This is a genomic window from Alloalcanivorax sp. C16-1 (assembly GCF_046507805.1).
Classification (GTDB): Bacteria; Pseudomonadota; Gammaproteobacteria; order Pseudomonadales; family Alcanivoracaceae; genus Alloalcanivorax.
On record NZ_JBKFTK010000001.1, the window covers coordinates 130,752 to 149,240 of the forward strand.

The following is an 18,489-nucleotide window of genomic DNA, read 5'->3' on the forward strand; positions in this document are numbered from 1 at the left end:
AATAGCGTATAAGGGCGGCATGAAAACCCCGAAACGCCTACAGCCCCTGGTCGACGACGGCCTGGTGGACGAAGTGATCAGCCGCCTGATGAGCGGCAAGGAAGCCGACATCTACGTGGTGCGCTGCGGCGACAAAGTGCAATGCGCCAAGGTTTATAAAGAAGCCGCCCAGCGCGGCTTCAAACAGGCCGTGCACTACCAGGAAGGGCGCAAGGTGCGCAGCACCCGCCGCGCCCGCGCCATGGAGAAAGGCTCCCGCTTCGGCCGCGACCAGCAGGAAAAAATCTGGCAGACCGCCGAGGTGGACGCCCTGCGTCGCCTGGCCGCCGCCGACGTGCGCGTGCCGCGCCCCTACGACATGCTGGAAGGCGTGCTGCTCATGGAGCTGATCACCGACGACCAGGGCGATGTGGCGCCCCGGCTGTGCGATGTGGTGCCCTCCGAGGAGCAGGCCCTGGAAGACCACGCCCAGATGATGCGCTACGTGGTACGCATGCTGTGCGCCGGCCTGGTCCACGGCGACCTGTCCGAATTCAACGTGCTGCTGGACGCCTACGGCCCGGTGATCATCGACCTGCCCCAGGCGGTCAACGCCGCCGCCAACAACCACGCCAAAGCCTTCCTGCTGCGCGACGTCCACAACATGACCCGCTATTACGGCCAATTCGCCCCGGCCCTGCTCGACAGCCGCTACGGCGAGGAAATCTGGGCGCTCTACGAAGCCGGCGAGCTGCACCCGGACACGCCCCTCACCGGCGAATTCCAGGACGCCGGCCAGGCCGCCAACGTGGAAGACGTGCTCGCCGAAATCAAAGCCGCCTTCGAGGAAGAACAGGAACGCCTCCGCCGCGCCCGGCCGGACGAGGACGACGGCGCCGCCCACTGACCGGCGGCCCATGAGGGCGCGGAGTTTGTGTCTTCGCATTAGGGGGTAGCGGGCGGATTGGTTACGTCACCGGGGGTGTCTGTTTCGCTGGCCTGGCGCTGTATTTCCCGGCGAACGCGATTCGCGGAATAGGCTGAGCGGGACGACAAGGCGCCCGTCCATCCAATCACGCTGGAAATCAACCAGAATCTCCAGGGGCCGAAGGGCTCGCTACCCCAAAGCACCAGCGCACAGAGAGTCCAAAGAAGCAAAGTAAGCGATATGGCGAATACAGGTAACCCACCTCCGAGGCCACCCCACATCATCAAGCGCTCTAATCGACTAAGCCGTACTTCGAGCTCGCCGTTTTCATATCGAACATAAAATGCAGCACGCCTGAAGTAAACGAATGGCAAGCGTCCGCCACTACGCTCGTAGATCCGCAGTAACGCTTCACGCGGCGCCTTCTCCAGCATGATTCCGGTGGCGGCATGGAAATGTTCCGTCTCCGCCTGTTTCTTCAGGCACTCTCTTTCCGCGCCCTGCACCCACTCCGACTGCAAGGCCGCTTCCAGACTCTTCAAACGGCTCTTTTTCCTCTCCACAAAGAGGGGGTACAACTTGTGCGCATTCAGAACAAAAAGCACCACAAGCACAATGATGACGAGCAGCACATTCCCTTTTTGCAGGCCTTCCGCCAAAAGCCTGAAGAACTCATCCATGAACTTCCCCCATTATCTTTCACTGACCTGTCTGACTATCCGCCCCAGACAGTATTCTAACTGTTCTTTGCCGGCCGCCCGCCTTTCCTTCGAGCGCAGGGCCAGATTATGGAGCTCGCGACGAACACCAGGGGCGCCACTTGAGTGAGCAGGCGGGCCGTGTCCAGGTAAACGGACCTCATGGCTTGATCACCAGCAGGCCGTCCTCGGACCGGGACACCCAGGGCCGGTCGCTGCCGGTGGGCAGCTTGTCGGCATCGAGCTTGGCCGCCCAGGGCAAACCGCCCTCACGGCCCAACTGCAAGCACAGCCGTACGGTCTTGACGCTGGTGCAGTGCTCCAGCAGCTCTTGCAGTACCCGGGCCCGCAGGCTGTAAGTGCTCGCCACCAGTTCGCGGGCCTCCTGCAGCGGCTGGCGCACTCCTACTTCGCTGAGCATCTCCAGCAAGGCGCGCTCCGGCGCGGAAATCCGCGGCGCCTTCGGGGCGCCCTCGAAGGGCCCCGCATGTCGTAGCACATCGGGCTCTTCATCAAACAGCCGCTTGCGGTGGTACTCGGCGGGGAAGCGATCCGTGAACCAGGCCGGCAGATGGCCGGACCGCCAACCATACAGCTGCAACACCGGCTGCCGGGCCACGTACTGGCGCACGCCATGCCAATCCAGGGCGGTTTTGCCGCCCACATGCAGGCCTTCAAAGCGGCGCTGCAGCACCACCAGGCAAGGCTCCAGCACCAGGGTATCGTTGGGCCGGCGATACACCCCACGGGCCAGCCGGGTGAGCCAACCGGCCCGCACGTAGTGCACCGCCAGATCAGCGGAGATGCCCAAGTTCGCCAGATCCTCGGAGGTCACCGGGGCGCCGGGCCGGAGCCGGGTGTAGAGCGTATTTAGTTTATTTCGCTTTGGCGTAGTCACACTACGACTTATACGCCTTTCCAAAATATTAAGCAATTTGGAAAACCTCATTTAAACGAAGCCTAACTACGATAACTAATTACTTTTCAAATATCCGACGCTGCTTGGTCGTCCTCGACGGGAACAGATATCGACGGCCAGCATCGCTCTGGGGCGCGGCGGGCAACAGTGGGCAAAAACGGAAAAAGGTGTCAGCGAGGAGAGACAATCCCTGTGAGCGATATCGCCGGGTGCAAACGCAAATAGCGGGGCAGAGTCAGGACGCCGCCAGCCCAGATGGCCCCTGAAAAGCGGTCACCGTGGCAGCGAGGTGGCCTCTCCCTGCTCCGCCACCGCATTGCGATCCCGCATCGGCGGGCCGTCGTGGAGGTGCTGCTCGATCAGGCGCAGGCGAAGAACAAAAGCGTTTTGGGTTTTGTATAAACTCAGGCCGGGCCCGGGGAAGGGCCCCTCTCCAGGAAAGTGGACAGTGCGATGTAGCTGCGCACCGACCGCACCCCTTCCAGGCTCTGGATCTCCATCAGAAAGCTTTCCAGGGATTCGGTGTCATTGGCGCGTACCTTCACCAGCACACAGCCGTCGCCGGCGACGGTATGCAGCTCTTCCACTTCCGGCCGGCCGGCGAAGGTGAGCAGTTTGCGCGTGGCGCTGTAGTTACTGGTATCGACCACCAGAAACGTCAGCAAGGTCCGGCCCAGTTTGCAGCCATCGAGCACGGCCACGGTGCCCTTGATAACGCCATCGCGCTTGAGCCGCTTTACCCGATCGTGCACGGCGGGGGCGGACAGGTTCACGATCTTGCTGAGTTCCGCGTAGCTGCGCGAGGCATCTTCGGCCAGCGCCCCTAATATTTTTCGGTCAATCGCGTCCAAATCAGCCGGATGATGGCGAACCTGCCGAACAGCATCTTTTTCTTTACCTGGGACGGGCATTTCCGGTTTATCTCCGAATTTCATCTCGAATATACTCTTTTTAACCGAATCATCTTCGAATGAAAACCTCTTAATCTGGAGACCCTCCCATGCCCGCCGCCCTCTTCGCGCTGGCCATCGGCGCTTTCGGCATTGGCCTGACCGAATTCGTCGTCGCCGGCATCCTGCCTCAAATCGCCACGGATTTCGGCGTCGACATTCCCTCGGCCGGTTTGATGGCCACCACCTACGCCCTGGGGGTGTTCGTGGGCGCCCCGATTCTGACCGTCCTCGGCGCCAAAGTGCCCCGCAAAATCCTGCTCATCGGACTGGCGCTGATTTTCACGCTGGGCAACGTGATCACCGCCCTGGCGCCGACACTGCCGATCGCGCTGGCGGGCCGTATCCTGACCGCGTTCAACCACGGTACCTTCTTTGGCGTCGGCTCCATCATCGCCGCCTCCCTGGTGGCCCGGGAACGGCAGGCCAGCGCCATCGCCTTTATGTTCTCCGGCCTGACCATAGCCAACCTGATCGGTGTGCCGGTCGGTACCTGGCTAGCCCAAGCCTATGACTGGCGGCTGGTGTTCTGGCTGATCGCCGGCATCGGCCTGGTCACCGTGGCCAGCGTCGCGCTGCTGGTGCCGCGCATCGAAGCGGGCAAGGCGATCGCGCTGAAGACCGAATTGCGCGCGTTCGTGGACCCGCAGGTGCTGCTGTCCATGGGCATCACCGTATTCGGCCCCGCCGCCTTCTTTACCTCCATCACGTACATCGCGCCGATGATGATTCAGGAAGCGGGGTTCTCGGAAGGCGGTGTCGCACGGCTGATGATCCTGTTCGGGCTCGGCCTGGCCGTGGGCAACTGGATCGGCGGCCGCTTCGCGGACCGGTCCCTGTTCGGCACGCTGTTCGTGACTCTGGCTGCGCAGGCGGCGGTGCTGCTGGTATTCTGGCTCGGCGTGCAGAACGGCATCGTGGCGTCGGCTTCCGTGTTCCTGATGGCCGCCTTCGGCTTCGCCACGGTCTCCCCGATCCAGAAGCTGGTGATGGACCGTGCCAACCGGGCGGGCGCGCCCACCATGGCCGCCTCGGTGAACATCGGCATGTTCAACCTGGGCAACGCTCTAGGCGCCTGGTTGGGCGGCGCCACCATCGCCGCCGGCTTTGGCCTGGCCTCGCCGAACTGGGCCGGCGCCCTGCTCTCGCTGGTGGCGCTGGGCCTGACGGTTATAGCCTGGGCCAGCGCCGGGCAGGAAGGCTCCTCGGCGGTGAAACCAGAATCGCTCTGAAGCCCGGCGGCCAACAGAGAGCCAAAGCGGACCGGCCCCAAACCCGATTATCTTGAGTCTGCGGCGGCCTCGCCCTGCTCCGCCACCGCGTTGCGATCCCGCACCGGCGGGCGGCCGTGCAGGCGCGCGTATTCCCGGGTGAACTGGGACACGCTGGCGTAGCCCACCTCGAAGGCGGCGCGGCTGGCGGTTTTGCCTTCCGAGATCAGCAGGCGGCGCGCCTCGATCAGGCGCAGCTGCTTCTGGAATTGCAGCGGCGACAGGGAGGTCACCGCGCGAAAGTGCCGGTGGAAGGCGGAGCGGCTCATGCCGGCCGCGTCGGCCAGTTGTTCGATGGTCAGGGGCCGGGCGTAGTCCCGGCGCAGCAGGGCCACGGCCCGGCCGATGCGGCGCACCCGGCCCTCCGGCAAGCCGAGATGACGAATCGCCGGGCCCTGGCGGCCCAGCAGCAGCCAGTAATGGATCTCACGGACCAGCGACGGGCCCAGCACCGCCAGCGAGCGCGGCTGTTCCAGCAACCGCACCAGCCGCCACACCGCGTCCCGGAGCTGAACCTCGGCGTCATCAAAGGCCGGCTCTTTCAATGCCTCGTGAGCCCCCAGGGTCATCTCCAGCTCGGCGATCACCGTCGGGTCCAGATCCAGGGCCACCGCCAGGTACGGGCGGGCGGCGCTGGCCTCGCGGATACGGCTGACGGTGGGCACATTGGCGGTGACGATCATGGCATCGCCGGCGGCGAAAGTGACGGTGCGCGGGCCGATGGTGACCCGCTTGCTGCCCTGCAGCACCAGGCACACCAGCGGCTTGCTGATGGCGTGCTCCAGCGCGCCGGGGCGCTCGCCCGACACCAGGAACAGCCCGGCCACCGGCGTGGAGGCAATCCCCGCCGTATTGGCCTGCAATCGGGTATAGCGGCGCACCGCCTGGCACAGAGCATCGGACATGGCCCATTGTTATCCAGGCATGACGCCCGGTACAGCCCAATCGGCACAATCAGGCAAACCATAGCGCGCTTCAGGCACCGCCCTGCGGAGCCCCACCGGTACCGTGGAAGCCTCAGCAAAGGAGGTGAACCATGACCGACAAGCCCCCAAGGCAACCCGGCCCCACGCCCGAACCCGCCACCACCGACCTCGCCCGCCCGCACCGGGGCGTGGAAGTCTCCGGCGAGGACGGGGAAGAAGGCCGAAAAGCCTTCTATATCCACATCGAAGCCCTGCCCGGAAAGGAGCAGGAGGTGCTGCGCATGCTGGAGGACATCCTCGCCTGCGTCCGTGACGAACCGGCCACCGGCCCCTGGTACGCGGTGCGGTACTCGCAACGGGTGTTCGGCATCTTCGAGGTGTTTCCCGACCGGGCCGGCCGCCAGGCCCATGTGGAAGGCGGCGGCGGCGACATCTTCCGCGACCTGCAGCGGATGAACGCCATCCTGGCGCGCCCGGCCCATGTGCACCGCCTGGATGTACTAATGGGCAAAGAAGTGTTCGCCCGGCGCTGAATCTGGCGGCCCTTGCCGACCCGCCCGCCACCGGCGGCAAGGCCCGCACTTTGATCAGGGCGTCCTTGCGATTGACAGCCAATATATCATCGATATATTTTATGTGTATCAACGATACAGATACACAATCATGAATACACGAAAAGTTCTCGTCACCGGCGGTTCGGGTTTCGTCGGTGGCCGCTTAATCCAACGTATGAAGAGTCAAGGCTGGGAGGTTCGCGCCCTGGCCCGATCCCCCTCCGCCGCGCAACGGGTGGCCGCACTGGGTGCCAAGGCCGCCTCCGGGGATCTCGACGATCCGCAGGCATTGAAGCGGGCCCTGGAGGGCTGCGAAGCCGTTATTCATGTGGCCGCAGTCTTTAAGCTATGGGGCGGCAAGGACGAGTTCGAGCGGGCGAATGTCCAGGGCACGCGGAACCTGCTGGAGGCCGCGGCCGCCACCGCCAGCGTTCGCCGTTTCGTGCAAGTGGGCGCGGCGGCCGTGGTGATGGGCGGCCTGGAGCCCATGATGCGCGCCGACGAATCGTTGCCGCGCCAGGAGCGGCCCTGGGCACCGTACAGCGCCTCCAAGGCACGCGCCGAGGCCCTGGTGCTGGGCGCCAACGACCCCGGCCATTTCGAGACCGTCGTCATCAGGCCGCCGATGATCTGGGGACAAGGGATGCCAACGCTGGATAAGATGATCGAAAACGTGCGGGCAGGACAGTTCCGCTGGGTGGGCGACGGCTCCCAAGCCATGTCGACCGCCCACGTGGACAACGTCTGCCACGCGGCCCTACTAGCTTTGGAACGCGGCACGGGCGGCCAGGCCTATTTCATCAGCGACGGCCGCGACGGCACCTTGCGCGAGGTGATGACCGCCTTGCTGCGGTCCCGGGGTATCGACGCGCCGAAGGCCTCCGTACCGCTTCCCGTGGCGTGGCGGTTGGCGCAATGCATGGAGTGGGTGTGGCGGGTTTTCAACCGGCCTGGCGAACCGCCCATCACCCGCCAAATGCTGCGACTGATCGGCCAGCCCTTCACGCTCAACATCGACAAGGCCGAACGGGAACTGGGCTACCGCCCCATCGTCTCCTGGGAACAGGGGCTCGCCGCCATGCAGTCGACCTGAAAAAAGAAGCCTCTCCCGCCGCCGGGCGTGGGCGTCAACTCCGGTTCGCCACGCTCAGCCGCGCCACCACCGCATCGAAGAGAAGATCGCTAGTAGCCTCGATGTCCCGCCGCGACAAGCCCCGGCCCGTCAACGCCAGCACCCCGTTGCAGCCAGCCCAGACCGCGCGGGCGGCTTCGTCCACCGCGACCTTGAAGACGCCCCGGTCCACCAGACGTTGAACCCGTCCGCGCATCAGCGCGTAGGCTTCGTTCGCCAATTCCGGCTGTATTCGCAATTGCGCCGCATACAGCGCATGGAGCGCCGGACGTTTCAATGCGAAATCCACCGCCTGGTCCCAGCCGTTACGCAGCAGCGTCATGGGATCATCGGTATCCGGCGCGGCCCGCTTGCGCGCCATGAACTCCGTCCAACCGCGACGCACCAAAGCGGATGCCAGCCCGTCCTTGTCCCCGAAGTAGTGATACAGCGTCGGCGACTTCACCCCCGCCGCTTCGCAGACCGCGCGCGTGGTCAACGCCGCCACCCCACCGCGTTCAAGCACCTCGGCCGCGGCGCTCAGGATTGCGTCTTCCGTACTTGAACTCAAAATGCTCTCTCTGGTTTTTACGTCGGCCATCGCCCCGACACGAGCGGAATATACCAATGATATAGAGGAAAATGAAACGCTCGGGATGGATACTACTTCCCAGCCGGCTTCTCCGGGCGATACCGATCCAGCACCCTGGCGTCCGTCGCTTCCTCTTCCTGAAAGACTCGCGCAACAGCCTCAACAAGTTCTTCCCACACCCCGGCTCTGCGAAGCACCGGCATTTCCTTGGCCAGGACGTTGCTGAGTCGCCCGCCATTTTGTTCGATGGAGCGCAACAGGCGATCGGCCTGAGGGTCCGGCATCTCCACCACCTCCTTGAGCGCCGTACGGGCCCGCGCGTGAGTGCGCAGGTATCGGGACTCCACGCGCATCTGCTCGGTCAAGGTCCGACGGAGAATCGCCGCCAGAAAAATCACATGGGGCGTCAGGTCGGGATAGCGCCAAAGCGGCATGGCCTGCTTCGTACCATGGAACACCAGGTTGGACACCACGCCATCCGGGTAGGTGGTTTGTGTCGGCGTGAACTCGACGTGCTGGCGCACGGCCTGCATCAGGGGTTTGGAGACCTCGTCCAGCACCCGGTCGTAGCCACGCCTCTCACCCGCGTCATCCATGATCACGGCGGACACCGGCAGGATCACCGGGTCCGGGATCACGCCGTCACGGCGCAGAACATCGTTGATCAGGAAACGATGCACGCGGCCGTTGCCATCGGCCAGCGGGTGGATGTACACAAACCCGAAGGCCGCCACCGCGCTGCGCATTGTGGAAGACTGGCCCCGGGTCCGCTCCAGAAACACCCGCAGGCCTTGCAGCATCGCGGCAGCGGCATCATCCGGCGGCGCCACGTAATGCACCACTTCCTGGTAGCGCACCACCTCGCCGACAAACACCGGCGACTGACGAACGCCAAAATGTTGGATGGTGGTTCTCTCGCCCAGAATTTCCCGTTGCAGATCGGCCAGCCCCGCATCATCCAGAGGGAGGCTTCCCTCCCCGGTGCGCCGTGCCATGACGTCGGCGAAACGCTGTACCCGCCCCACCTGATCCGCCTCCCCCTCGATGGCAAAGCTGGCTTTGCTCTCCCGCAGGGTCATCCACACCGCCGCGCGCACCAGGAGGTCCTCGCCGAACTCCTCGGTGAGCTCGCCAAACAGCGCACCCACATCCAGCCCCGCCGCCTGGGCCAGCGCCTCGGTCTTGACCGCCATGGGGCAAAAATGCCGCGTACCCGCCAGGTTATCGTTGACCCGCCAGCGTTTGCTCTTGATCACTTGATCAGCGGAGGCCGCCACCAACTTGCTGTCATCGAGGGCATCCACGTAGTTGCCCCCCAGCCGTTCGGGCACCGCCAGCGCCTCGTCCGTCAACCATTCGTACAGAAAGGCGGCGCGGCGGGCGTACTGGCCGGTGGGCTCCGCCGCCACCCACGCCTGCACAAACCCGGGTCCGGTGCGCTCGAACAAACGGGCGAGAAACTCCAGGTGCGGCACCTCATGACGCAGGTGGAACTGTAAATGCGCCGCCGGGGTTGACGGCGGTCGCATGGCCTCGGGATAGGTTTCCAGCCGGAAGCCCTCGTTCACCTCGGTGCTACGACGGCCGCCCACCTGGCTCACCACCGCCAGGGCCCCCAGCGGCATGACGTCATACGCCCGTGCCAGCCAGGCGGCACCAATGGGATCGGCGGGCAATTCCGTCATGGGGACCTCCGAATAAAACGGCTTTTGGACAACCCAAAGCGGTGACACAAACTAGCCGCTGCACAAAACGGGTTATCTGTGCACAAAAACGGTTACACCAATAAGGGTTTGCACAAAAATGATTGTGCCTTGGTTGGTGCAAAGTGCCAAGCACTGGATGAACAGACAGGTAGCGCGCACTAAAGCCAGCCTTTAACAAGGCACCAAGGATCAACCACCCGCCCGCACCAGACTCTCCCGCGAAATCTCCCCAACCGCCCGCGCCCCGGTAAGCGTCATCGCCACCTTCATCTCGCTGGCGATCAGGTCCAGCACATGGGCCACGCCCTGCTCGCCGGCGGCGGCGAGGGCGTAGACGAAGGCGCGGCCCAGCAGCACGCCATCCGCGCCCTGGGCGAGCAGGCGTACCACGTCCAGGCCGGAGCGGACGCCGGAATCCGCCAGGATCGTCAGGTCGCCCTGCACCGCGTCGGCGATGGCCGGCAGGGCCCGGGCCGAGGACAGCACGCCATCGAGCTGGCGCCCGCCGTGGTTGGAAACGACGATGCCGTCCGCGCCGAACCGCACCGCCTCGCGGGCGTCCTCCGGGTCGAGAATGCCCTTGAGCACCATCGAGCCCTTCCAAGACTCCCGAATCCATTCCAGATCCCGCCAGCCGATGGCCGGATCGAAGTTCTCGCCCAGCCAGCCGATGTAATCCTCCAGGTGAATGCGATGGCCCAGATAGGCCGACACATTGCCCAGATCGTGCGGCCGCCCGCGCAGGCCCACGTCCCACGCCCAGCGCGGGTGCGTCACCGCCTGCAGCACCCGCCGCCAGGCCGCGAACGGCCCGGACATCCCCGAATGCCGATCGCGATAGCGCGCCCCCGGCACCGGCATATCCACCGTGAACACCAGGGTCCGCACCCCCGCCGCCCAGGCCCGCTCCAGCGCGTTCTTCATGAACCCGCGGTCGCGCAGCACATACAGCTGAAACCACATCGGCCGCGTCATCGCCGGCTGCACCTCCTCGATGGGACACACCGACACCGACGACAACGTAAACGGCACGCCCCGCGACGCCGCCGCCCGCGCCGCCTGCACCTCGCCCCGCCGCGCGAACATCCCGGTAAGCCCCACCGGCGCCAACGCCACCGGCAGGCTCACCGCCTCCCCGAACCACCGCGCCGACAGATCCACCTCCCCCACCTCCTTCAACACCCGCTGCCGCAACGCCAGATCGCGCAGATCCGCCACATTGCGCGCCAGGGTGTGCTCGTCGTACGCGCCCCCGTCGATGTAATGGAACAGGAACGGCGGCAGGCGGCGCTTGGCGGCGAGGCGGTAATCGTGGGTGGAGGAGATGATCATGGTTGTCTCCTGGTGGCTTGGCGAACCGGGCAGCTTGGAGAGGAAGACTTTGCAATCCGTAAGAACTAAAGGCCGGCCTCATTGAACAATTGGGCTGCGGAGACGTTCAACGCCCTGGCGATACGCAGGATGTTCGCCAGGGAGACGTTGCGCTCGCCCCGCTCCACCGCCCCGATATAGGTGCGATGAATCCCCACCTCGGTGGCGAAAGCTTCCTGGGAAATACCGGCGGCCCGTCTCCGCTCCCGGATCACGGAACCCAGCTTTTTCTGTGCGTCATTAATGTGAGTAGTCATATTTCAAATTGTTCTTATAGATGACTATAAATCTACATACTATAAGTAGCATATCTGGGCACCATGCTCTATGATGACTTTACGTATCATTGAAACTCATGGAGGGAATCATGAAGAAGCGCAAGCCGAACATTGAGATCGGGCACTATCGTGGGAGCCGCTACTGGGGCGTTTGGGTTGATTCGGAGCTGCTTGCGGTGGTTTGTTATCGGAAGGGGGCGGAGGCGATCAAATCGGCTTTGCTGAGTCGTTCCAAACCAAAACTGTAACCGACAAGTGGCATGATCAGCCTGCGCGCTTTTGCAACGCTATGGTCAGTGGGCCAGTGTAGTAGAAAAATTTTTATGGCAAAAACAGTGAAGCGATACCATAAAAATGGCTGAGCGTAACTGGCTCCACTGCACTACCTAGTTATGTGCATCATGATCGTGGAATCATTATTAGGGCTTTAACTCGTTCCTCATTGGCAGCTTCTGCCCCAATGAAAGTGTTAGCAATAAAAGCTGACACTGCTGGCCCAGATCGAATTTTCTTTATTCTTTCTTTGGCTGCGTAAGCATGCTTGAGGCGAGAATAAACATCTTCCCACCAGTCCTTGCCATGCTTTCTGATAAGACCACCCTTTATTTTGTACATTCTCTTCTTGCTATTTGGACTTTCATCAGAAGCTATTAGGCTAGCCCATATCATCCGCTTATGCAGATCATTTGGAATCCAGTTTTGCCCCTCAAGCTACTCAATTACATCAGGATGTAAGTAGAGCTTGTTCTCACAAATCATCCTATGAACCCATAGAGACTGCGCTCTTTCATATGCCTCTGCCACTTGAGGCCTAGAAAAGCCTTGAACATGATCTTTCCATGTTTCTAGCGCATCTATTTCGCTCAATTTTCTAGATAGTTCTTCCATAGCCTACCCGGACGCATAACACTTGGGTTTGCGGCGTACCGAAACGCAGCGTAAGTGCGCCCGACAACAGCCACTGTTTACACCGCATCCGCAAGTTCGGTAACCGCTTCAATAATTTTATCTCTTCTCGCCTCATATTCACTACTTACTGGCTCTTGGCTACGAGTAGCCATAAAAAATAGCTCAGATGAGATATTCTTCAGTAGGCTAACCACTCTAGAAGATGGCCCAAGTCGGTTGTTCACCGCCCAACGGTCAATCGCACTGGAGGACAGCCCGAAGAGCTTTTCGTCAAGATCGAGCCTTGAGTTGACCATGTCCAGAACATGTCTTTGGGTCGCCATTCGGCTAACAAACTCATCCATTTAATTTCACCTCATGGCATAGTTCATCGATCCAAGATCGGCAGCGCTTCAACTCCGGCAATAAAATCGCCAGATCGATATCACCAATACTTTCCCCGGCCCCTCTCGTGGAAAGCAGCCTAGCCTGCATTAGCAAAGAATAAACATTCTCATCAATATCCAGGCTTCTCGGACCAAGGCTTCTCGCCGAATCCCTTCCGAAGGCTGGGCTGTCCGTCCTTGAAAGCGAATAACAGGTCGCGACATTTCGCAAAGCTAGAAAAATCGTTGAAAGCTCAAACACAAGACTTGGCGTGCCTTTTTGAACGGACCGGAATGAGGATTCAAATATATCTCGAAATTTTAAGCAATCGGCTACTGCCCCCAAGTATTTAGATGGCGACCCCAAGCTCTTAAGAACGTCAGCCCCATCAGCGGCGTAAATCAGACGACTTTCAAGAGACAGATGCCAAGCGAATGCGTTACCAGCTTCCCAAAGTTCAATTATCCTCGCATACGAGTAAATCGAAAATTTCTCAGGATCGAGGCGAGAATCCCGACCTTCCACAAGCGCCAGAAGGTCGACATCAGAGTCAACAGAAATATCACCGCGACAGATTGATCCAAAAGCGTAGATATGCATTATCGACGACTAAACCGTTTAACTAGAATCGACACCAAGCAGGCAAGCATTATATACCTCAAAGCCGCGATACCTGCTAACAGCAGGCCCGAAAACCCATCTGGCCTAGCGACGCCAAGGAATACTTGCGGAGCATTTTTTACTGCCTCAAAATAACTGTTCAGTGAGGCTGCATCCTCTAAGAAATAAACCTCGCCCAATGCAATAACTAATATTACCAGAAGCAATGCTCTAAGCAGCTTTATGGAGCTTTCACCATTACCCCAGAACGCATCAAGCAATACAAAATCAAGCCATTCCAAAAAAGCCTTAATTCGCGTTACACCTAGATAATGCTTTCGGTAATAGGCCTCACGAGACCGCCAAGCTTTATACAAATGAACACGGCCGGCCTCGAGTTCAATTTTAATCGCCTTGTTTGCAGCAACTGAATTTCCAATTTGATGGAAATTCACCCTAAGCGTTCTGGCAAATTTCTGCTGAAGGTTTTCTTGGCCGGGGCACCCTGTATCAAGAATCTCGGGCTCTACTTGCGTTTGGGAAAACTCTGCGTAATCAAACACGCAGCCCTCAAACTTGCTACCTCTAAGGTTTGAGTTAGTGAACTTACACCCAACAAATTTGCAGGAATCAAAAATACACTTATGCAAGTATGCTGAGTTGAACTGCGAGTAGCTGAAATCGCAATCTGTGAAGCGTTTCTTCTTGGCAACCAAACGTTCAAATTGTTTATTTTTCAGGTTTACGCCTTCAAGGTCATGGGCGACAGCTTGGTCTGAGATAATTTCCCTGCCCGTTGGGCGAAAGTGATCATTCATGCCGTGAGACTCACCCTTCATACCTTATAACGCCCACATAAAAGGCCGACTGAAGCGCAGCGTAAGGAGGTCCAGCGGAACGCAGCGGAGAGATTTTTGATGTGCTTGTTATGCATTTTTCCGTACCGATATTACAGGTAACGTCTTCACTTGACGTATAAACCCTATGTTTTCCGAATATCCAGTGTAACTACGAAGCTCACTAAGTAAACCACCTATACCATCTTGAGCGTAATTCAAGTACCTAACAGCCTGTTTTACCCCATATGGGATGCTTGGGTTAGATGGATGAACAATGCAATTCCTTTGACTTTTTAGCTCAATGAACTTAGAGCGTTGCTTGGAGCCAATATATTCTTCCATTTTATGAGGGGCAAAAGTAGTTATCCAAGCTTCTAATCTTTCCTCAAGCGATCTTCTTGAATCAAGGGCCTCAGTATTGGCATATTCTTTTGTGGAAGGAACGAGGCGCTTTACATGAAACGTGTATCGGTGCAAGAAGCAATCAACCAACGAGATTGAGCTTTGAAGAAATCCTCGGTATGACCTAGCAAATCCAGATAGATCATCATCATTAAAAGTGCGTACAGCCTCATGTCTGAAGAACTCAACATCATCAGAAAAGGATATTTCTGGAGCTTCTATAATACCTGGGAATTCAATTGTAGATACATAACCCCCATACTCGCTAGTGGATTTTATTTTTATTCCGCAATCATCTCCGGTTATGCCCAGACTAAGAGGCGTATTTAAGAAGCGGTCATTCTGGTCAAGCATCATCTGGAGCGCAAAACCTTTTCCATTTTTCTTTATGTACTGAAACTCCTTCTCAAGATCTATTTCAGTAACATTAGCCCCTACAGTAATCTTTACTGTCTTCCTTCGATCCCCTTTAGGGGGAACTGGTATTTTGAGATCTTTGAACAACTGACAAATATATTTATCTGCTTTTTCAGCCCCAACATGAAACTCTGGAATTAAAAGCTTCAATTTATCTCTTTACTCCCTGATGCATAACGCCTTGAATAAGCCGCCAATTTGGAGCGGCAGCGGAAAATTGGTCGGCTTAATTCATTGGTTATGCAGGGTCATACCTGCGTGAATATTTAACCAAGTCATAGACACATACGATCTTAATAAACTGGCTTTTTTCTCCTGGTGAAAAATCGTCGTCTGCATGCTTTTTCAAAATTTTCTCGAGCGCATCCAAGTCCAAGACCTCTGGGGGCACGAATACCGCCATGCGTAAAAAGAGGTTAAAATCAACTGAGTTATATAGCTGTTCGATGCCCTCCTTGATTTGAGGAAGCGTGTTCGCCCTTCGCTCCTCGAAACCGCTGGGCCGGTAGTGTTCTACACCGTATCCTATCCTAGTCACCAATGAACCACAGAGTCCATCTTCATTTGTCTTTCCACGCTCAAAAATCAAACCAGCACCATTAATATACTTAAATATAGGAATATTTATTTGGCCTTTTATGAGATTTGGAAAAACTTCGAATACGATTGAAGACGAATCATATCCGCCATTGTCAAAAATTACGTCTCTTACAATATCTTCTCTTGATAAGCCAATGAGTCCTTGCTTCGCCATTTCCTCGGATTTTTTGATTTTGCTGATTGCACCATATCCGACCACAAACTCTTGCTGGCCATCTAGAGCCCCTACGTCATCAGCCTCTTTAACATACAACTTCCCTTTGGGATCGTTTGTTATTACTAGCTCATATAGTTCGTCTTTTATCTGGCGGAAGATATGAGCGGGAATTCGGCGCTTTACCTCAGACAAAACTTCAAATATATCTCGATAAGAGTTAGCCCTAATGAGCTTCACCGGCAGAGTTTTTAGTATTATTGACTCTGTTAATGTTGGCTCATTCAATTCAGGATCCCATTCCACAAAGATAATATTCTCTTTGAGAGCATCCATCTTGTTTTCCGGTATGCACTCTACAATTTCCTCTAAGATCTCTAAGATATGCGGGTCCGTAAGAGAGTATCCAAGAAATATAATCGGGTGCTCTACAAATATAGTTAAAAGCTTTGATGATAAATATGGATTCTTTTTTCTAAACCTCTCATAGTCATCATGAGTTAAAATTAAACTGTTCGGATCCTTACAGCTGCCATGAATTTTATAGATCTCAGCAATCCCGTAGTTCCTGCTTGCAAACAATCCATCCTGCCCGATAAAGACAGAAAATTCACTAAAAATAGACTCCAAGAAAAGATCCCAGTTAGTGGTAATCACACCATCAATTTTACTTGATCTTAAGAATTCGATTTCGTCTCTATATTCTTCGTTGACGTTCTCATGAATTCCTTTTAGATAGTCTGATATCTCTACTTTCAACGGAGAGTCCGATTTTAAAAGGTGATCAGCGTAGCGCTCGTCCTTATCCCCTTTAATTTCACTATCCCACCAATTTTCACTGTATGACTTAGATAGGACGCTAGCTATTTTGGTCAAATCCCCATCGGCTTGTGACCTGATTTTTGTGTAGTTTTCACCAATTCGCTCGCAAAACCTTTTCAAAAGATCTTCCCAGTTTTCCGCCCCCATATAGCGTCTTGACATGCCAGACCCTACAAACAAGAAGGGTGATGCCGAAAACTTATTAAAATGCTCGGAAAGAAGCTGTTTAAAGGTCACGAGTTTTCCTTCTAAGTTCCAAGATCTTTTGCATAACGCCCGCCGTCACCGGTGACAACGCCGGAGCGAAGCGGAGGTTTTGGCATCTGGTGCACGGCCTTGTTAAATCCTGCCCGGGTGTCAACCTAAAACCTCACGTCCCCAGGCTCCAACGTCGTATTTTGCCTTAGAGTACAGATCCCTATAGCCTCTGTCTCTCGGTCTATATCTTTCGAGAACGAACTTTTGGAAACACCCGTCTGGCAATGAGTCGAGGAGATATAAGATAGCTTGGCATGTCAGATCAAGTGCCCAATTAGCCATGGCACTGGTTGATATCCTCAGCGTCCACTCTTCCCCTTTACCTGCCGAGATGACCGGTTTCCCTGATATTCTCCTATTTTTTAGCGCATGGAGGACAGCTGGGGATTCCTGTGCAGATCGGATGACCCCATCCTCTTCCTGTTTTATAGGAACATCACAAAACCGAAAATGAACTAATGAGTCCCTGAGATCACGCAGATGAACCAGGTCAGCCATAAATCCGGGACTTTTCTCCACAATTAGTCTATTAGTTCGTTTATAACGGTCATAGAACGAACCTGAAGAGTCCTCGCTTATTGCAGAAAGGGTGTTCAAATTCTCGTAAGAGATACCAGCGAAATCCGTCCACGACGGAATCATCTCTTTTTCATGATCAAATAAAAACGCACGAGACAATGAAGATATCTCATTACAGAATGCTTCTATCGATATACAACAGAGAACAATTGAGGATGGCGCCTCAAGGTTAAGATCTATCTTGCCATTGGCACTCGCAGCTGCCTCAGCCCTTTTGAAAGACGAGAGCAGGAAGTTCCACGACATTACAGTTGTCGTGTATGACAATGGCTCTTTCATTCTTTGTGAACTCCGAAGATCATCTTCGATTTAACAGGTATTAGGACGCCGGCTCGAATATCCAATGAACGCGCCAGCGTCATATCTCCTTTCTCGTTTTCCCCCTAGTGCAAAATAAAACCAGAAAAGTCAGCCACTTACAAACTCAGTGAGTAGGCCACTCCCTGATATCTTGACTACCTCACTCTCCTAAGAAACAAAAAATGCCGCCAGCGCCAAGCGCAAACAGCCTTCTAAGTAAGCCCTTACTAATTCCCCAAATCAGATAAATCGCAGATCAGCCAACCACCCTGCGATAAGGCCGGCTATTCACCCTCGCCAGGCAACGGCAACCCAGCAATCCGCTTAGCCTTCTCCGGCGGCACGCCAAGCGCCTGCAGCACCATCTCCGCCGCAATACGATCGGCATGCTCCACCTCTCCCTCTTCCACGAGCAGGTTCATGGCGCCCAGGGTGGCGGAGATGACCATGCTCATGGCCATTTCTTCGTGGGCGTAGTGGAAGTCGCCTTGGCGGCGTCCGGCTTGGAGGTCGGCGCGGAGGTAGGTGGCGAGGGCGGAGCGCATGCCTTCGGCGTAGCGGACCACGGTGATGAGGGCGCGGGTCCAGTCGGGGTCGGTGCGGGCTTTGTTCATGAAGGTGCGCACGGCGATGCTGAGGCGTTCGGCGCCGCTGTCCACGGCTTCGCTGACGGTGAGGATTTGTTCGGAGAGTTGGACGGCGAGTTCCAGGCCGACGGCTTCGAGGACTTGTTCGCGGGAGCGGAAGTAGTTGTAGACGGTGCCGTTGGAGACGCCGGCTTCGTCGGCGAGGGTGTTGAGGGCGAGGTCGCCGACGCCCGCGCGGGCGTAGATGCGCAGGGCGGCGTCCAGCAGTTGCCGCCGGGTGCGGGCTTTCTTTTTGTGGCCCCGGGTGAGGGTGTTGGCCGGGGCTTTACCGGTATCAGACGTCGCTTTTTTTGCCATGTGACCGTTCCAACCG

20 protein-coding genes are annotated in these 18,489 nt (G+C 57.3%); 5 read left to right on the plus strand and 15 right to left on the minus strand.

The window, feature by feature from the left end; genetic code table 11:
• Window positions 1–19: 19 nt before the first annotated feature.
• Window positions 20–886 (plus strand): PA4780 family RIO1-like protein kinase, encoded by an 867-nt coding sequence (locus tag ACLD0W_RS00645; protein ID WP_410305592.1) that lies wholly within the window; start codon window positions 20–22, stop codon window positions 884–886.
• 38 nt (window positions 887–924) lie between these two features.
• Here the strand turns inward: ACLD0W_RS00645 and ACLD0W_RS00650 are convergent, their stop codons facing one another.
• From ACLD0W_RS00650 to ACLD0W_RS00660, 3 genes are all read right to left on the minus strand, one after another.
• Window positions 925–1,587, minus strand: a complete 663-nt coding sequence (locus ACLD0W_RS00650) for a hypothetical protein (RefSeq protein WP_410305593.1) — start codon at window positions 1,585–1,587, stop codon at window positions 925–927.
• 178 nt (window positions 1,588–1,765) lie between these two features.
• Complete coding sequence (locus ACLD0W_RS00655) at window positions 1,766–2,554, minus strand: type IV toxin-antitoxin system AbiEi family antitoxin domain-containing protein (RefSeq protein WP_410305594.1); 789 nt, start codon at window positions 2,552–2,554, stop codon at window positions 1,766–1,768.
• 374 nt (window positions 2,555–2,928) lie between these two features.
• Window positions 2,929–3,375, minus strand: coding sequence for an Lrp/AsnC family transcriptional regulator (locus tag ACLD0W_RS00660; RefSeq protein WP_410305595.1), 447 nt, complete (start codon window positions 3,373–3,375; stop codon window positions 2,929–2,931).
• A gap of 149 nt (window positions 3,376–3,524) precedes the next feature.
• On the opposite strand from ACLD0W_RS00660, the gene ACLD0W_RS00665 reads away from it, so the two are divergent.
• Window positions 3,525–4,706, plus strand: coding sequence for an MFS transporter (locus ACLD0W_RS00665; RefSeq protein ID WP_410305596.1), 1,182 nt, complete (start codon window positions 3,525–3,527; stop codon window positions 4,704–4,706).
• Window positions 4,707–4,753: 47 nt separating this feature from the next.
• Here ACLD0W_RS00665 and ACLD0W_RS00670 read toward each other — a convergent pair whose 3' ends face one another.
• Window positions 4,754–5,650 carry an AraC family transcriptional regulator N-terminal domain-containing protein gene (locus ACLD0W_RS00670; RefSeq protein WP_410305597.1) on the minus strand — a complete coding sequence of 299 codons (897 nt, stop codon included), beginning with the start codon at window positions 5,648–5,650 and terminating at the stop codon, window positions 4,754–4,756.
• Between the two features lie 131 nt (window positions 5,651–5,781).
• Here ACLD0W_RS00670 and ACLD0W_RS00675 point away from each other — a divergent pair, with 131 nt between their 5' ends.
• Together ACLD0W_RS00675 and ACLD0W_RS00680 are read left to right on the plus strand one after the other, a co-directional pair.
• Entirely contained in the window at window positions 5,782–6,204 is a 423-nt protein-coding gene (locus ACLD0W_RS00675) for a putative quinol monooxygenase (protein WP_410305598.1), read from the plus strand.
• Between the two features lie 130 nt (window positions 6,205–6,334).
• Window positions 6,335–7,318: an NAD-dependent epimerase/dehydratase family protein gene (locus ACLD0W_RS00680; protein WP_410305599.1), complete on the plus strand. Its 984-nt coding sequence runs from the start codon at window positions 6,335–6,337 to the stop codon at window positions 7,316–7,318.
• Window positions 7,319–7,352: 34 nt separating this feature from the next.
• Here ACLD0W_RS00680 and ACLD0W_RS00685 read toward each other — a convergent pair whose 3' ends face one another.
• The 4 genes from ACLD0W_RS00685 to ACLD0W_RS00700 form a co-directional block, all read right to left on the minus strand.
• The gene (locus ACLD0W_RS00685) at window positions 7,353–7,937 is read right to left on the minus strand and encodes a TetR/AcrR family transcriptional regulator (protein ID WP_410305600.1); all 585 of its coding nucleotides are present in this window, start codon (window positions 7,935–7,937) and stop codon (window positions 7,353–7,355) included.
• A 62-nt stretch (window positions 7,938–7,999) separates the two neighbouring features.
• Entirely contained in the window at window positions 8,000–9,613 is a 1,614-nt protein-coding gene (locus ACLD0W_RS00690; RefSeq protein WP_410305601.1) for a Fic family protein, read from the minus strand.
• 210 nt (window positions 9,614–9,823) lie between these two features.
• Window positions 9,824–10,966 (minus strand): FMN-dependent L-lactate dehydrogenase LldD, encoded by a 1,143-nt coding sequence (gene lldD / locus ACLD0W_RS00695; protein WP_410305602.1) that lies wholly within the window; start codon window positions 10,964–10,966, stop codon window positions 9,824–9,826.
• Between the two features lie 65 nt (window positions 10,967–11,031).
• On the minus strand, window positions 11,032–11,262 hold the full coding sequence (locus tag ACLD0W_RS00700) for a helix-turn-helix domain-containing protein (protein ID WP_410305603.1): 231 nt from the start codon (window positions 11,260–11,262) through the stop codon (window positions 11,032–11,034).
• Between the two features lie 110 nt (window positions 11,263–11,372).
• On the opposite strand from ACLD0W_RS00700, the gene ACLD0W_RS00705 reads away from it, so the two are divergent.
• Complete coding sequence (locus ACLD0W_RS00705; protein WP_410305604.1) at window positions 11,373–11,531, plus strand: hypothetical protein; 159 nt, start codon at window positions 11,373–11,375, stop codon at window positions 11,529–11,531.
• A 717-nt stretch (window positions 11,532–12,248) separates the two neighbouring features.
• On the opposite strand, the gene ACLD0W_RS00710 is transcribed toward ACLD0W_RS00705, so the two are convergent.
• The 7 genes from ACLD0W_RS00710 to ACLD0W_RS00740 form a co-directional block, all read right to left on the minus strand.
• Window positions 12,249–12,536, minus strand: a complete 288-nt coding sequence (locus ACLD0W_RS00710) for a hypothetical protein (RefSeq protein ID WP_410305605.1) — start codon at window positions 12,534–12,536, stop codon at window positions 12,249–12,251.
• The gene (locus ACLD0W_RS00715) at window positions 12,529–13,158 is read right to left on the minus strand and encodes a nucleotidyltransferase domain-containing protein (protein ID WP_410305606.1); all 630 of its coding nucleotides are present in this window, start codon (window positions 13,156–13,158) and stop codon (window positions 12,529–12,531) included. Before ACLD0W_RS00715 ends, ACLD0W_RS00710 begins: the two co-directional genes overlap by 8 nt.
• On the minus strand, window positions 13,158–13,976 hold the full coding sequence (locus tag ACLD0W_RS00720; RefSeq protein ID WP_410305607.1) for a pentapeptide repeat-containing protein: 819 nt from the start codon (window positions 13,974–13,976) through the stop codon (window positions 13,158–13,160). The genes ACLD0W_RS00715 and ACLD0W_RS00720 overlap by 1 nt, the downstream gene beginning before the upstream one ends.
• 108 nt (window positions 13,977–14,084) lie before the next feature.
• Window positions 14,085–14,966 (minus strand): hypothetical protein, encoded by an 882-nt coding sequence (locus ACLD0W_RS00725; RefSeq protein ID WP_410305608.1) that lies wholly within the window; start codon window positions 14,964–14,966, stop codon window positions 14,085–14,087.
• A gap of 88 nt (window positions 14,967–15,054) precedes the next feature.
• Window positions 15,055–16,629 carry an SIR2 family protein gene (locus ACLD0W_RS00730; protein ID WP_410305609.1) on the minus strand — a complete coding sequence of 525 codons (1,575 nt, stop codon included), beginning with the start codon at window positions 16,627–16,629 and terminating at the stop codon, window positions 15,055–15,057.
• Between the two features lie 120 nt (window positions 16,630–16,749).
• Window positions 16,750–17,508 (minus strand): hypothetical protein, encoded by a 759-nt coding sequence (locus tag ACLD0W_RS00735; RefSeq protein WP_410305610.1) that lies wholly within the window; start codon window positions 17,506–17,508, stop codon window positions 16,750–16,752.
• Window positions 17,509–17,813: 305 nt separating this feature from the next.
• Complete coding sequence (locus tag ACLD0W_RS00740) at window positions 17,814–18,473, minus strand: TetR/AcrR family transcriptional regulator (protein ID WP_410305611.1); 660 nt, start codon at window positions 18,471–18,473, stop codon at window positions 17,814–17,816.
• Between the last annotated feature and the right edge of the window lie 16 nt (window positions 18,474–18,489).

Coding starts and splice junctions, on each gene's coding strand:
- ACLD0W_RS00645 (WP_410305592.1), top strand. CDS start 20: ATGAAAACCCCGAAACGCCTACAGCCCCTGGTCGACGACGGCCTGGTG.
- ACLD0W_RS00650 (WP_410305593.1), bottom strand. CDS start 1,587: ATGGATGAGTTCTTCAGGCTTTTGGCGGAAGGCCTGCAAAAAGGGAAT.
- ACLD0W_RS00655 (WP_410305594.1), bottom strand. CDS start 2,554: ATGAGGTTTTCCAAATTGCTTAATATTTTGGAAAGGCGTATAAGTCGT.
- ACLD0W_RS00665 (WP_410305596.1), top strand. CDS start 3,525: ATGCCCGCCGCCCTCTTCGCGCTGGCCATCGGCGCTTTCGGCATTGGC.
- ACLD0W_RS00670 (WP_410305597.1), bottom strand. CDS start 5,650: ATGTCCGATGCTCTGTGCCAGGCGGTGCGCCGCTATACCCGATTGCAG.
- ACLD0W_RS00675 (WP_410305598.1), top strand. CDS start 5,782: ATGACCGACAAGCCCCCAAGGCAACCCGGCCCCACGCCCGAACCCGCC.
- ACLD0W_RS00680 (WP_410305599.1), top strand. CDS start 6,335: ATGAATACACGAAAAGTTCTCGTCACCGGCGGTTCGGGTTTCGTCGGT.
- ACLD0W_RS00685 (WP_410305600.1), bottom strand. CDS start 7,937: ATGGCCGACGTAAAAACCAGAGAGAGCATTTTGAGTTCAAGTACGGAA.
- ACLD0W_RS00690 (WP_410305601.1), bottom strand. CDS start 9,613: ATGACGGAATTGCCCGCCGATCCCATTGGTGCCGCCTGGCTGGCACGG.
- lldD (WP_410305602.1), bottom strand. CDS start 10,966: ATGATCATCTCCTCCACCCACGATTACCGCCTCGCCGCCAAGCGCCGC.
- ACLD0W_RS00700 (WP_410305603.1), bottom strand. CDS start 11,262: ATGACTACTCACATTAATGACGCACAGAAAAAGCTGGGTTCCGTGATC.
- ACLD0W_RS00705 (WP_410305604.1), top strand. CDS start 11,373: ATGAAGAAGCGCAAGCCGAACATTGAGATCGGGCACTATCGTGGGAGC.
- ACLD0W_RS00710 (WP_410305605.1), bottom strand. CDS start 12,536: ATGGATGAGTTTGTTAGCCGAATGGCGACCCAAAGACATGTTCTGGAC.
- ACLD0W_RS00715 (WP_410305606.1), bottom strand. CDS start 13,158: ATGCATATCTACGCTTTTGGATCAATCTGTCGCGGTGATATTTCTGTT.
- ACLD0W_RS00720 (WP_410305607.1), bottom strand. CDS start 13,976: ATGAATGATCACTTTCGCCCAACGGGCAGGGAAATTATCTCAGACCAA.
- ACLD0W_RS00735 (WP_410305610.1), bottom strand. CDS start 17,508: ATGAAAGAGCCATTGTCATACACGACAACTGTAATGTCGTGGAACTTC.
- ACLD0W_RS00740 (WP_410305611.1), bottom strand. CDS start 18,473: ATGGCAAAAAAAGCGACGTCTGATACCGGTAAAGCCCCGGCCAACACC.